Annotated in this window: 14 protein-coding genes and 1 pseudogene; 9 read left to right on the top strand and 6 right to left on the bottom strand. The window is 70.0% G+C overall.

Going from position 1 to position 12,645, the window contains the following annotated elements:
* Positions 1 to 110 precede the first annotated feature (110 nt).
* The 5 genes from xseA to ASG80_RS20135 are packed head-to-tail and all read left to right on the top strand — an operon-like array spanning position 111 to position 4,392.
* On the top strand, positions 111 to 1,352 hold the full coding sequence (xseA, locus tag ASG80_RS20155) for an exodeoxyribonuclease VII large subunit (RefSeq protein ID WP_056734088.1): 1,242 nt from the start codon (positions 111 to 113) through the stop codon (positions 1,350 to 1,352).
* Between the two features lie 9 nt (positions 1,353 to 1,361).
* Positions 1,362 to 1,610, top strand: coding sequence for an exodeoxyribonuclease VII small subunit (locus ASG80_RS20150; RefSeq protein WP_056734087.1), 249 nt, complete (start codon positions 1,362 to 1,364; stop codon positions 1,608 to 1,610).
* A complete protein-coding gene (locus ASG80_RS20145; protein ID WP_056734085.1) occupies positions 1,610 to 2,251 on the top strand; it encodes a DUF4245 domain-containing protein in 642 nt (213 codons plus the stop codon). The genes ASG80_RS20150 and ASG80_RS20145 overlap by 1 nt, the downstream gene beginning before the upstream one ends.
* A 12-nt stretch (positions 2,252 to 2,263) precedes the next feature.
* Positions 2,264 to 2,920 (top strand): carbonic anhydrase, encoded by a 657-nt coding sequence (locus ASG80_RS20140; protein WP_056734084.1) that lies wholly within the window; start codon positions 2,264 to 2,266, stop codon positions 2,918 to 2,920.
* 59 nt (positions 2,921 to 2,979) lie between these two features.
* Entirely contained in the window at positions 2,980 to 4,392 is a 1,413-nt protein-coding gene (locus tag ASG80_RS20135; RefSeq protein ID WP_082590774.1) for an aspartate ammonia-lyase, read from the top strand.
* Positions 4,393 to 4,402: 10 nt separating this feature from the next.
* On the opposite strand, the gene ASG80_RS20130 is transcribed toward ASG80_RS20135, so the two are convergent.
* Both ASG80_RS20130 and ASG80_RS23190 read right to left on the bottom strand, forming a co-directional pair.
* The gene (locus tag ASG80_RS20130) at positions 4,403 to 5,029 is read right to left on the bottom strand and encodes an HAD family phosphatase (RefSeq protein ID WP_056734082.1); all 627 of its coding nucleotides are present in this window, start codon (positions 5,027 to 5,029) and stop codon (positions 4,403 to 4,405) included.
* 54 nt (positions 5,030 to 5,083) lie between these two features.
* Positions 5,084 to 5,203: pseudogene (locus tag ASG80_RS23190) on the bottom strand (PhoH family protein); the annotation flags it as partial.
* A 297-nt stretch (positions 5,204 to 5,500) separates the two neighbouring features.
* Here ASG80_RS23190 and ASG80_RS20125 point away from each other — a divergent pair.
* Complete coding sequence (locus tag ASG80_RS20125) at positions 5,501 to 6,478, top strand: hypothetical protein (protein ID WP_156401983.1); 978 nt, start codon at positions 5,501 to 5,503, stop codon at positions 6,476 to 6,478.
* A 262-nt stretch (positions 6,479 to 6,740) separates the two neighbouring features.
* On the opposite strand, the gene ASG80_RS20120 is transcribed toward ASG80_RS20125, so the two are convergent.
* From ASG80_RS20120 to ASG80_RS20110, 3 genes are all read right to left on the bottom strand, one after another.
* Positions 6,741 to 8,096 (bottom strand): PhoH family protein, encoded by a 1,356-nt coding sequence (locus ASG80_RS20120; protein WP_082590803.1) that lies wholly within the window; start codon positions 8,094 to 8,096, stop codon positions 6,741 to 6,743.
* Between the two features lie 251 nt (positions 8,097 to 8,347).
* On the bottom strand, positions 8,348 to 9,466 hold the full coding sequence (locus tag ASG80_RS20115) for an aminotransferase class V-fold PLP-dependent enzyme (RefSeq protein WP_056734077.1): 1,119 nt from the start codon (positions 9,464 to 9,466) through the stop codon (positions 8,348 to 8,350).
* A gap of 58 nt (positions 9,467 to 9,524) precedes the next feature.
* Entirely contained in the window at positions 9,525 to 10,310 is a 786-nt protein-coding gene (locus ASG80_RS20110; protein ID WP_056734075.1) for an isoprenyl transferase, read from the bottom strand.
* Between the two features lie 73 nt (positions 10,311 to 10,383).
* Between ASG80_RS20110 and ASG80_RS20105 the strand changes: the two genes are divergently transcribed.
* Complete coding sequence (locus ASG80_RS20105; protein ID WP_082590772.1) at positions 10,384 to 11,187, top strand: hemolysin III family protein; 804 nt, start codon at positions 10,384 to 10,386, stop codon at positions 11,185 to 11,187.
* Between the two features lie 15 nt (positions 11,188 to 11,202).
* Here the strand turns inward: ASG80_RS20105 and ASG80_RS23970 are convergent, their stop codons facing one another.
* Positions 11,203 to 11,520 (bottom strand): hypothetical protein, encoded by a 318-nt coding sequence (locus tag ASG80_RS23970; RefSeq protein WP_056734073.1) that lies wholly within the window; start codon positions 11,518 to 11,520, stop codon positions 11,203 to 11,205.
* A gap of 106 nt (positions 11,521 to 11,626) precedes the next feature.
* Here ASG80_RS23970 and ASG80_RS23965 point away from each other — a divergent pair, with 106 nt between their 5' ends.
* Together ASG80_RS23965 and greA are read left to right on the top strand one after the other, a co-directional pair.
* The gene (locus tag ASG80_RS23965; protein WP_056734071.1) at positions 11,627 to 12,037 is read left to right on the top strand and encodes a DUF4307 domain-containing protein; all 411 of its coding nucleotides are present in this window, start codon (positions 11,627 to 11,629) and stop codon (positions 12,035 to 12,037) included.
* Positions 12,038 to 12,093: 56 nt separating this feature from the next.
* Entirely contained in the window at positions 12,094 to 12,585 is a 492-nt protein-coding gene (gene greA, locus ASG80_RS20090; protein WP_056734069.1) for a transcription elongation factor GreA, read from the top strand.
* The last annotated feature ends 60 nt before the right edge of the window (positions 12,586 to 12,645 follow it).

Below are 12,645 nucleotides of genomic sequence, written 5' to 3'. Positions count from 1 at the left end.
GAGGCCGATTCGCGGGGCATCCGTCGTGCTCGTCACGGTGTCCATCCTACGCGGGCGGTGCTGAGCGAGCGGTCGACGGGAAACGGGCCAACGGGAACGGGAGAGACTCGATGACGGATGCACCGGCGACGCGCGAGCACCCCTGGCCCGTCGCGCTCCTGTCGGGCAAGCTCAAGGACTACCTCGACCGCCTCGGCACCGTCTGGGTCGAGGGTGAGATCACGCAGTGGGGCGTCTCGGGCGGCAACGTCTACGGCAAGTTGAAGGACCTCGAGGTCGACGCCACCATCTCGTTCACGATGTGGTCGTCGGTGCGGGCGCGGCTGAGCGAGCAGTTCAAGCAGGGCGACCACGCCATCCTGCTCGTGAAGCCGAGCTGGTGGGTCAAGGGCGGCACGCTGTCGATGCAGGTCTACGACATGAAGCACGTCGGCCTCGGCGACCTCCTCGAGCGGCTCGAGCGCCTGCGCGCACAGCTGGCCGCCGAAGGACTCTTCGACGCGAGCCGCAAGCACCGACTCCCCTTCCTCCCCGCGGTCGTCGGGCTCGTGACCGGCCGCGACAGCGACGCCGAGCAGGACGTGCTGCGCAACGCCCGCCTCCGCTGGCCCGCCGTCGAGTTCCGCACCGCGTACGCCTCGGTGCAGGGCGACCGCACGGCACCCGAGGTGGTCGCCGCGATCCGGCGCCTCGACGCCGACCCCGAGGTCGAGGTCATCATCGTGGCGCGCGGCGGCGGCGACTTCCAGAACCTGCTGGGCTTCAGCGACGAGCGCGTCGTGCGAGCCGCCGCCGCGGCATCCACCCCCATCGTGTCGGCCATCGGACACGAGGCCGACCGGCCGCTGCTCGACGAGGTCGCCGACCTGCGTGCGTCGACGCCCACGGATGCCGCGAAGCGCGTGGTGCCCGACGTCGCCGAGGAGCTCGTGCGGGTCGGGCAGGCGCGTGCGAGGCTCGGTATGCGACTGGCGACGATCCTCGGCCGCGAGATCGACCGCATCGGCCATCTGCGCGCGCGTCCCGCCCTCGCCGATGCCGCATGGATCGTCGACCGTCGCTCCGAGGAGCTCACGCGGTGGGTGGCGCGCGGCTCCGAGCTCATCGAGCGCTGTGTCGAGAAGCAGACGGCTCGCGTCGGCGAGCTGCGCGGGCACCTGCGCGCCCTCTCGCCGCAGGCGACGCTCGACCGCGGGTACGCGATCGTGCAGGGCCCCGACGGGCACGTGCTGCGCAACCCCGACGGCGCCCCCGAGGGTGCGGGCCTCACGCTGACGCTCGCCGAGGGCGTGCTCGGGGCCGTGTCCACCGGTCCCGTCGGGCGCGACGGCGCCGACAGTGACGCCGAATAGAATGGTTGCATGCCCCCCACCACGGATGTCGCCGAACTGAGCTACGAGCAGGCGCGCGACGAGCTCGTGCAGGTCGTGGCCGAGCTCGAGCAGGGCTCCGCGACGCTCGAGCAGTCGCTCGCGCTGTGGGAGCGCGGCGAGGCGCTCGCCGCCCGGTGCGAGGAGTGGCTCATCGGCGCGAAGGCGCGCCTCGACGCGGCGCGAGCCCGCGCCGGGCGCGGTGCGCCTGCCGCATCCGACGACGCTGGCGCCCGCTGATGGCGAAGCGACCACCGCGCGTCGTCGCCGAGCTCGGCCGGCCCGAGACGCCCGAGGAGACCGCGGCCCGCAAGGCTGCGAACTCGGTGAACTATCGCCAGCGGCAGACGCTCAGGAATCTGCTCCTGGCGCTCGGGGCGAGCCTGCTCGCGGTGCTCGTGATCGTGCTGCTCGTCCCCCGCAGCGACACCGCGATCGAGCGCGACATCGACGTCGCCGCGGTGGCCGAGCAGGCGCAGGTCGCAAGCGACGTCCCGCTCGCGGTGCCCGAGCTGCCCGACGGGTGGCGCGCCAATGCCGCCGAGCTCCGCTCGTCGAGTGCCGACCAGGTCACGGCATGGTACGCCGGCTACCTCACGCCCAGCGACGAGTACATCGGCATGTACCAGGGGCTCGAGGCGAACCCCACGTGGGTCGCCGCGCTCCTCGAGCGCACCATCGCAACCGGCACGATCACGATCGACGGCGTCGAGTGGACGGTATACGACAACCGCGACTCCGGCGACGACGTGGGCAACGCCCGATACGGCCTCACCACCGAGGCGGGCGACAGCACGTTCGTGCTGCTCGGCACCGGCACGCCAGAGGAGTTCGAGACGATCGCCACCGCCCTCGTCCCGACGATCGACGCGCAGCGCTGAGAGGAGCCGCCCGTGAGCGAGCAGCCGAACGAACGCCATGAGACTCCGGCTGCCACGTGGCGCGAGCTGCGCCGCGGCAACGAGCGGTTCGTGTCGGGCGAGCCGCAGCATCCGCGCCAGGACGTCGACCACCGCACGTCGCTCGCGTACACGCAGCGACCCCGGGTCGCGATCTTCGGATGCAGCGACTCGCGCCTCTCGGCCGAGATCATCTTCGACGTGGGCCTCGGCGACGCGTTCGTCGTGCGCAACGCCGGCCAGGTGATCTCCGACTCGGTGCTGGGGTCCCTCGAGTACGCGGTCGGCGTGCTCGGGGTGCCGCTCATCCTCGTGCTCGGGCACGACGAGTGCGGGGCCGTGCGCGCGGCGATCGACTCGCAGGCGGCGGACGCCGCCCCGCTGCCCCCGCACATCGCGGCGGTCGTCGACCGCATCGTCCCCGCCGTGCGCCGCGTCGCCGGCGCCGAGCCCGACGCCCCGGTCACGCCCGACGACGTCGACGCCGGCTTCGTGGGCCGTGAGCACCTGCGCGACACCGTCGCCGAGCTGCTCGAGAGCTCCGAGATGATCAGCGACGCGATCGCAGCGGGTACGCTGGCTATCGTCGGCGCGAACTACCGCCTGGTCGAGGGACGCGCCGAGACCGACATCGTCGTCGGACGCATCTGACCGCCGCGATCGCGGTACTCGCCGTGAGGGCCCGGCACGCAACCGAAGGGGAACACACCGTGGTGGACAACGCCGCCGACTACCGGATCGAGAACGACACGATGGGCGAGGTGCGGGTCCCCGCATCGGCGCTCTACCGGGCGCAGACCCAGCGCGCCGTCGACAACTTCCCGATCTCGGGCTCGGGCCTCGAGCTGCAGCAGCTGCAGGCGCTCGCCCGCATCAAGAAGGCCGCAGCGCAGGCGAACGCCCGCCTCGGCGTGCTCGACCCGGCCATCGCGAAGGCCATCGAGGAGGCCGCCGACGAGGTCATCGCCGGCAAGCACGACGCGGTCGCCCACTTCCCGGTCGACGTCTACCAGACCGGCTCGGGGACGTCGTCGAACATGAACATGAACGAGGTGCTCGCCACCCTCGCGACCGAGAAGCTCGGCTCGCCGGTGCACCCGAACGACCACGTGAACGCCTCGCAGTCCTCGAACGACGTGTTCCCCACCTCGGTGCACATCGCCGTCACGGCCGCGCTCATCGACGACCTGATCCCCGCGCTCGACCACCTCGCGGTCGCGCTCGAGAAGAAGGCCGTGCTGTGGGCCGACGTGGTGAAGGCCGGCCGCACGCACCTCATGGACGCCACGCCCGTGACCCTCGGCCAGGAGTTCGGCGGCTACGCCCGTCAGGTGCGCCTCGGCATCGAGCGGGTCCGCACGGCACTCCCCCGCGTCGCCGAGATTCCGCTCGGCGGCACGGCGGTCGGCACGGGCATCAACACGCCCGCCGGCTTCCCGCAGCTGGTCATCGAGCTCCTCCAGCGGGAGACGGAGCTGCCGATCACCGAGGCGGTCGACCACTTCGAGGCGCAGGCCAACCGCGACGGCCTCGTCGACGCATCCGGGGCCCTGCGCACCATCGCCGTGAGCCTTACGAAGATCGCCAACGACATCCGCTGGATGGGCTCGGGCCCCAACACCGGCCTCGGCGAGTTGCGGATCCCCGACCTGCAGCCGGGCTCCTCGATCATGCCGGGCAAGGTGAACCCCGTCATCCCCGAGGCCGTGCTCATGGTGGCGGCCCGGGTCATCGGCAACGACGCCACGGTGGCGTGGGGCGGGGCATCCGGAGCCTTCGAGCTCAACGTGCAGATCCCCGTGATGGGCACGGCGGTGCTCGAGTCCATCCGCCTGCTCTCGAACTCGGTCAGGGCTCTCGCCGACAAGACCATCGACGGGCTCGAGGCGAACGTCGAACGCACGACCGCCCTTGCCGGAATGTCGCCGTCCATCGTGACCCCGCTCAACAAGCTCATCGGCTACGAGGCCGCCGCGAAGATCGCGAAGCACTCGGTCGCCAAGGGCATCACGGTGCGCGAGGCCGTGATCGACCTCGGCTACATCGAGCGCGGCGAACTCACCGAGGAACAGCTCGACAAGGCGCTCGACCTGCTGTCGATGACGCGACCGCCGCAGGCCTGACGCCGCCTGGTCAGCCCGCGACGAAGGCCAGGATGTCGGCCGCCGCATCGGCCAGCGCACGATAGTGCCGATCGGAGCCGGGCACGGGTTCCTCGCGATTCACGCTCCAGACCGTCATCCCCGCGGCGATACCGGCGGCCACACCCGAGGGCGAGTCCTCGATGACGAGGCAGCCTTCGGCCGGCACGCCCAGGCGCCCTGCACCGTGCAGGAAGGGGTCGGGAGCCGGCTTGCCGAGTCGCGTCGCCCGGTTGTCGACGATCACGCCCGGAAGGGGGAGGCCGAGCCGTTCGAATCGGCGGACGACGCGACGCTCGGCGTTCGAGGTGACGAGCCCCCACCGGTGGTCGGCGAGCGCGGCGAGCAGGGCGGCCGCACCCTCGACGGCGTGCACGGGGCCGTATGCGGCGTCCTCGTCTTCGAGCTCGTCGAAGCGGACGGCTGCCGCCACCGGGTCGCGACCCGGCAGCACCTCCACCGCGGTGTCGATCGGGCGTGCGCGCAGGGCGACGTCGTACACGATCGCCGGGTCGAGCCCGAATTCGGTCGCCCATCGCGCCCAGATCCGTCGCTGGCCCGCGATCGCGTCGACGAGGGTGCCGTCGACGTCGAAGAGCACCGCCCGCACTGAATTCACGGGTCCAGCGTGACATGCCGTGCCCCCCGGGACGAATCAGCGAGGACAGGAACCGCGTGAGTTCTGGCCGATGCGGCTGAGCACAGTGAGCAGCACGTTGCGCTCGAGGGACTGGGCCTCGCCGACGATCACGAACGCGTCGTGCAGCGACCGCCCGCGGATGTGGGTGAGCGCGGGGGCGGTCTTCATCCCACGGCTCGGGTTCCTCGGTGCTGGTGAAGCCCGAGAACACCGGCGTGAGGCGCTCGAGCGCCCGCGCCGACAGTGCCATGACAGAGGTCGTGATTCACGAACGCTTGCCGGCTTCCGGTGGGCGTTCGCCCTTTCGCGCTCGCACGATGTCGGTCGGCGAGGTGGACATCGTGCTGCTCGAACGCTCGTGCTACCCTGCGTGCAGCCTCCTCGTCCGCCGAGTATCTATTGCTCGGGCGGTCACGAGGTCAGAGATCAACTGGGCATTGGGGGTGCCTGATGAGCAAGGTGATCGACGACACTCGGCGGCGAACGAATCCAGGGGCGACGGCCCTGGCAGTGACCGTCGCAGCCCTTGTCGCCTTCTCGGTATTGCTTGCGATCGGTCGCTGGTTGGGTGGCGACGTTGGGATGAAGCGAGGCTACCCGCTGTGGGCCGCAGTTGCAGCGATATCCCTCGTAATCTGGATGCTGACGTTCATCGCGGGCGTCGGCACACGCTCGCGACTGCCCGACGAGTGGCGGCGACCTCGGAGATGGTGGTACCGCTCGATCCTCACGTATACAGCGCTCGCGGTGGCGGCCTCTGCACTCTTGACACTCATCACACGAGAGCTCGCCCCACCTCCCACCAACAGCATGTTCGTAGCGGTCATAGGTGTGCTGATGGCACTCGGATGGGTGGCCGCCGCTCCGTGGATCATGCTCGTTTGGGCTACGCACGAGGAGATCTGGGCGATGGGCGGAAAGATCGCGTCGATAGCGCCGCCTCGTGCACTAGATGATGATGGTGCATCGGAGGAGATCGACTCGCCCGATCTCGGCTCGGCGATTGACGTCATGGATGCCATTTGGCGCTGCATAGAGGACTCGTCTTTAGCCCTGGGTCTCCTTCTGTCGACGCTCGTGCTCAATACGGGCGCACTACGGATGGCACGGCTCGACGCGGGATTGGAACCGGAAGCGTTTCCTCCGTACTACGTGCTCGGCTATGGCGTGTTCTTCGCCCTGGTCGCGGCCGCGATCATCGTGCCTCTTGTTCTCGAATGGCGTGTTCAGGCCACCGCCCTCGTTCGGCGAGCGCTCACTACCTCGCGGTCGGGAGTGCCGAGTGAGTCGCAGGTGGCGGCGGAAGGTCGCCTCGTCAAACGCCTCGGCCTCGATGCCCGCCTCCTGCGCAGCCCGATCACCGCTCTGAGTCTGCTGGCACCGTTCGCCACCGCCTTCGTCACCGCGCTCGTGCCCTCCATCGGTTGACCCTGTCGGGGCCCGCCCTTGAGCAGGTTCTGCCACGTCGAGCCGCTCCGACACGAGCAACCGCCGTGATCCACGACTCCTCCGGCGCGGGCCCGAGAACGACCGAGACGAGGGGGTCGAATACCGCCTGCCAACGCAGACGGGCCGGGCCGCCTCCCGCAGAACGGCGTGCGCCTGTCGGATGCCGCGTCAGGCCGGCTCGGGCGACGCCCGGGCGACGCGGGGACCGAATACCCGGGACACGCGCCCCACGAGGCATCCGCTACGTCAATTCGGCTCCGTCGAGCATCTCCGACACGAGTGCCGCGATCGCCGAGCGCTCCGAGCGGGTGAGCGTGATGTGGGCGAACAGCGGATGCCCCTTCAGCGTCTCGATCACGCTGGCGACGCCGTCGTGGCGGCCGACCCGCAGGTTGTCGCGCTGCGCGACGTCGTGGGTCAGGACCACCCGCGAGTTCTGGCCGATGCGGCTGAGCACAGTGAGCAGCACGTTGCGCTCGAGCGACTGGGCCTCGTCGACGATCACGAAGGCGTCGTGCAGCGAGCGGCCGCGGATGTGCGTGAGCGGGAGCACCTCGAGGATGCCGCGGTCGACGACCTCCTCGAGCACGTTGTCGGAGACCACCGAGCCGAGCGTGTCGAACACCGCCTGGCCCCAGGGGTTCATCTTCTCGCCCTGGTCGCCGGGCAGGTAGCCGAGCTCCTGGCCGCCGACCGCGTAGAGCGGGCGGAACACCATGATCTTCTTGTGCTGCTGGCGTTCGAGCACCATCTCGAGACCCGCGCAGAGCGCGAGGGCCGACTTTCCGGTGCCGGCGCGGCCGCCGAGCGAGAGGATGCCGACGTCGGGGTCGAGCAGCAGGTCGATCGCGAGCCGCTGCTCCGCCGACCGACCGTGCACGCCGAACACCTCACGATCGCCGCGCACGAGCTTCACCTCGCGCTCGCCGACGACCCGGCCGAGCGCCGAGCCGCGATCGGAGTGGATCACGAGCCCCGTGTTGACGGGCATATCCTGCACTTCGGCAGTGGTCATGTGCTCGTGCTCGTAGAGCTTCGCCATGTCGTTCGAGCCCAGTGACAGCTCCGACATGCCCGTCCACCCGGAGTCGGGGGCGAGCTCGGCGCGGTACTCCTGGGCGTCGAGGCCGATCGACGCGGCCTTCACGCGCAGCGGCAGGTCTTTCGAGACCACGGTGACCGCGACCCCGTCGTTCGCGAGGTTCGCGGCGCACGCGAGGATGCGCGAGTCGTTGTCGCCGAGCTGCAGCCCGCTCGGCAGCACCGAGGGGCTGGAGTGGTTGAGCTCCACGCGCAGCGACCCCCCGTCTCCGACGGGAATCGGGAAGTCGAGCCGCTCGTGCTCGACGCGCAGCTGGTCGAGGATCCGGAGCGACTGGCGCGCGAAGTACCCGATCTCGGGGTCGTTGCGCTTCGCCTCGAGCTCCGTGATGACGACGACGGGAAGGACCACCGCGTGCTCGGCGAAGCGGAAGAGCGCCCGGGGATCGGACAGGAGTACCGAGGTGTCGAGCACGTACGTCCGCTCGGACTGCGCGGCACCCGTGGGTGCAGAAAGATCAGGACGCGCCTTCGCGCGCCCGGAGAGTCGACCGATGGACTTGGAGGTTTCGAGTGAGGCCACAACCGCTCCCGCCCCGAGCGTTCCGCTCGGCTCTCGCGCCGGCCGGCGAATCCTCCCACGAGCGCTTCACGAGCCGACTCGACCAGGCACCATGCCCGATGCCTCTGACGCTACGACTGCGCGGCCGATTCCGTGCCAGCGACACGCAAATCGTCATCCGTTGTTCACAATCGAGCGGATGCCGCGAGCGCGCCTCGCCCGGAGACCTGATACCGCGAAGACCGTCAGTACGACGCGGCCGTGCCGTACGACACGAACGCCCCGCGCAGCATGTCGAGCGTCTCCTCGCTCGTCGCGGCGTGCACGCTGAGCCGCACCCGCCCCTGGCGCGTGGTCGCGGTGACGCCGTGGTTGTGCAGCGATGCGGTGAGGTACGTGACCTGCCCGGCCGGCGGCTCGAGCACGACGATCCCCGCGCGCTCCTGCTCGTCGCGCGAGCTCACCACTGCGATCGCGAACTCGTCGGCGAGCTCGATCACCCGGCTCACGCCCTCCGCGACGGCGGCGTTGATGGCGGGCACACCGGCCTGCGCGATGTCCTCGAGCGCAGCCGCGAACCGGGCCTCGGCGATCGGATCCGGGTTCGACACCCGGTAGGCGCGGGCGTCTGGCGCGGGGGGCGGCACGTGCTCCCACGGCTCGGGCTCCTCGGTGCCCGTGAAGCCGGAGAACACCGGCGTGAGGCGCTCGAGCGCTCGCGCCGACAGCGCCATGATGCCGGTGCCCCATCCGGCGCGGCACCACTTCTGGCCGCCCGAGAGCACGACGTCGGCCGCATCCCACGGCGCGTCGACGACGCCGAACCCCTGGATGGCGTCGACGATGAGCAGCCGGTCGCCGATGACCTGTCGGATCCCCTCGATGTCGCACAGGTAGCCGGTGCGGGCGTCCACGAGGCTCACCGCCACGGCAGCGACGTTCGCCTCGAGCTGCTCCCGGATCTGCCCGGGCGTCACCTTGCCGTGGTCGGTCTCCAGCCATGCGGGCTGCACCGAGTGCAGCGCTTCCTGCGCGCGCACCGCCGCGATCGGCAGGCTCGGGAACTCGCCCGGCGACAACAGCACGCTGCCGGTGAGGCCGAACATCGCGTGCATGATGCCCTGCGACGTGTTCGGCTGGAACACGATCGACTCCGCCGGGAATCCGGTGAGGGCGGATGCCGCGGCTCGCACCCGCGCGTCCTGCTCGAGGAACACGTCGACGCTGCCGTGCCGTGCACGTTGGAGCACCTGCGTGAGCGCGAAGCCCTCCTCGGCGACGGGAGTCGAGAGCGGGCCGAACCGACCGTAGTCGAGGTAGCCGGGCTCCTCGCTGAAGCCCGCGATGAATGCGTCGATGGTCACGTACGCCCCCTTCTCCGAGCCATATCATGGCAGAACCGGGGGCGCGGATGGAGCGCGGTCATCCGCCGAATCGACGATGCCGCTTCTCGTAGTCGCGAAGTGCGCGCAGGAAGTCCACCTTCCGGAGGTCGGGGCCGAGCGCCTCGACGAAGTAGAACTCGCTGTGCGCCGCCTGCCAGAGCATGAAGTCGCTGAGCCGCTGCTCGCCCGAGGTGCGGATCACGAGGTCGGGATCTGGCTGGCCGCCGGTGTACAGGTGCTCCCCGATGAGATCGGGCGTGAGCCGCTCGGCCAGGTCCTCGAGGCTGCGTCCCTCGGCGTGGTGCGAGGCCACGATCGAGCGCATCGCATCGGTGATCTCCTTGCGGCCGCCGTACCCGACCGCGAGGTTCACGTGCATGCCCCGCTTGTCGGCCGTGCGGTGCTCGGCGGCGTCGAGCGCGGCCACGAGCGGCTTGGGCAGCCCGGCGTCCGAGCCCACGTGCTGCACGCGCCAGTCGCGGTAATGCGAGAGCTCCTCCGCGAGCTCGGCGATGATCTCGATGAGATCGGCGAGCTCCGCACTCGGGCGGTTGCCGAGGTTGTCGCTCGACAGCAGGTAGAGCGTCACCACCGCGATGCCGAGGTCGTCGCACCACTCGAGGAACTCGCGCATCTTCGCCGCCCCGGCGCGGTGCCCGTGCGCGGGGGTCTCGTAGCCGAGCTGCTTCGCCCACCGGCGGTTGCCGTCGATGATCATCGCGACATGTCGAGGGAGCGCGGCCTGGTCGAGTTCGCGCCGCAGCCGATTCTGGTAGAGGCGGTAGAGGATGCCGCGACCGAGGGGCTGATCGCTGGTCTGCACGGCACTACGCTACCTCTCCACCGCCCGGCGCACTCACAGGGAAGCGTGACAGGTCAACGCCTACGCTGTGACCATGACCCCCAAGCGCCGCCGCGATTCCGCAACCCTTGCGGACGACCTCTCTCGCCCGGTCGCCCCGGACGACGCGGCGGATGTCGCGGTCGACCGCGACGCCCACGGGTCCGATCTTCCCAACATCCCGTTGCTCGACGACTCGCTCGCGTACCCCGCCGAGGTGAAGCCGACGTGGCGCGGCTGGATCCACGCCGGGACGTTCCCCGTCACGATCGCGGCGGGCGTCGTGCTCATCGTGCTCGCCGACGGCGCCCCGGCGAAGTGGGCCTCGGCGGTCTTCACGCTCACCTCGATGCTGCTGTTCGGCAACTCCGCGCTCTATCACCGCTTCGATTGGAAGCCGCGCACGAAGGTGATCCTGAAGCGCATCGATCACGCCAACATCTTCCTGCTCATCGCAGGCACGTACACGCCGCTCTCGATCCTCGCGCTGCCGCCCGACAAGGGGTGGGTGCTGCTGGCCATCGTGTGGAGTGGTGCGCTCCTCGGCATCGGATTCCGGGTGTTCTGGATCTCCGCGCCGCGCTGGCTGTACGTGCCGATCTACCTCCTGCTCGGCTGGGCGGCGGTCATGTACATCGGCGACCTGCTCGCGGCGAGCGTCGCGATGATGGTGCTCGTGATCGTGGGCGGGGTGCTCTACACGATCGGCGCGATCGTCTACGGGCTCAAGAAGCCGAATCCCTGGCCCGGCACGTTCGGGTTCCATGAGATCTTCCACACCTGCACGGTGCTGGCGTTCATGTGCCACTGGACGGCGACGCTCATCATCGCGATGAACCCGGTCTACCACCTGGGCTGACCGCGCCTGCTCGTGTCAGCGGCCGGGCGGCAGGTCCTCGTCGTCGTCGGATGCCGCGGCATCCGGTCCCGACGTCGAGCCCGGAGCATCCGGCGCCTCGGAGTCGCCGAACACCTCATGCTCGAGCCGCTCGGCCTCGAGCTGCGCACGCACCTCTGCGCGGTAGTTCACCCGGCGGATGCGTCGCACCATGTCGAGCACGAGGAGCACGACGACCACCATCACGAGGAACGTCAGCACGAATCCCCACACGCCCGGAGTCACGGTGTCGGGGTCGAACTCCTCCTCAGCAGCGTGCACGAGGAACGGAACCGCCGCAGCGATCACGAGCACGCTCCCATGGTGGAGCAGGCGGGCACGACGAGCATCGGGTTCCCTTCACGGGCGGGTTAGGCTGGATTCCAAGCCTAGACGATCGAGGCGGGAAGGAGCCGGGGCGGTGGCCGAGCAGCAGACCGACGAGCTCGCCGAGCGCTACGGTCGCACGAGGACCCGTCGCACGCGCGATCGGATGCTCGTGATCGGCGCCGCGATCGCGTTCGCGATCGTGCTCGTCGCGTGGGTCGTCTGGGCGGGCCTCGACGGCCAGAAGCCATCGGTCGAGGCCACCGACACCGGCCACCGGCTCATGAACGAAGAGCGCGCGGTCGAGGTCAGCTGGACCCTCTCTGTACCCCCGGGCAACGAGACGGCATGCATCGTGCAGGCCCTCGACGAGGACTTCACGGTCGTCGGCTGGCGGGTCGTCGAGATCCCCGCATCCGAGCAGTACCTGCGCACGTTCACCGAGACCGTACGGGTTGCGCGGGAGGCGAACACCGGTTTGATTTCGAGCTGCTGGCTCACCTAATATGGGGGATTCGCCCCGGCAGACGTCGGGGCGTCAGGCTATTTCAGGAGTGCACCATGGCGCAGGACGCCACCGTCACCTGGCTCACGCAGGAGGCCTTCGACCGGCTCGCGGCCGAGCTCGAGGTGCTTTCGACGCGCGGTCGCGAGGAGATCGCCAAGCGCATCGAGTCCGCGCGTGAAGAGGGTGACCTGAAGGAGAACGGCGGATACCACGCCGCGAAGGACGAGCAGGGCAAGCAGGAGGCCCGCATCCGCCAGCTCACTGCGCTGCTCCGCAGCGCGCAGGTCGGCGATGCGCCGATGTCGTCGGGCGTCGTCGAGCCCGGCACCGTGATCACCGCGGTGATCGCGGGCGATGAGGAGACCTTCCTCATCGGCAGCCGCGAGATCGCGGGCGACTCCGAGCTCGACGTGTTCAGCGAGCGGTCGCCGCTCGGCGCGGCGATCATCGGCCTGAAGGTCGGCGACTCCACGAGCTACACGACCCCGAACGGCCGCGAGATCTCGGTGAAGGTCACCGGCGTCGAGACCTGGGACGGCCAGTAGCCCGCATCCGATCGTCCGACGGCTCCTGCGCAGTGCGCGGGGGCCGTCGTCGTATGCGGT

The organism is Agromyces sp. Soil535 (genome assembly GCF_001428255.1).
GTDB lineage: Bacteria > Actinomycetota > Actinomycetes > Actinomycetales > Microbacteriaceae > Agromyces.
The sequence above is the reverse complement of the archived record's forward strand: the minus strand, read 5'-3'. Positions and strand labels throughout refer to the sequence as shown.

Bases quoted from the DNA above. Each gene is read 5' to 3' on its own strand.
- xseA (WP_056734088.1), top strand. From the start codon at position 111: ATGACGGATGCACCGGCGACGCGCGAGCACCCCTGGCCCGTCGCGCTC.
- ASG80_RS20150 (WP_056734087.1), top strand. From the start codon at position 1,362: ATGCCCCCCACCACGGATGTCGCCGAACTGAGCTACGAGCAGGCGCGC.
- ASG80_RS20145 (WP_056734085.1), top strand. From the start codon at position 1,610: ATGGCGAAGCGACCACCGCGCGTCGTCGCCGAGCTCGGCCGGCCCGAG.
- ASG80_RS20125 (WP_156401983.1), top strand. From the start codon at position 5,501: ATGAGCAAGGTGATCGACGACACTCGGCGGCGAACGAATCCAGGGGCG.
- ASG80_RS20105 (WP_082590772.1), top strand. From the start codon at position 10,384: ATGACCCCCAAGCGCCGCCGCGATTCCGCAACCCTTGCGGACGACCTC.
- greA (WP_056734069.1), top strand. From the start codon at position 12,094: ATGGCGCAGGACGCCACCGTCACCTGGCTCACGCAGGAGGCCTTCGAC.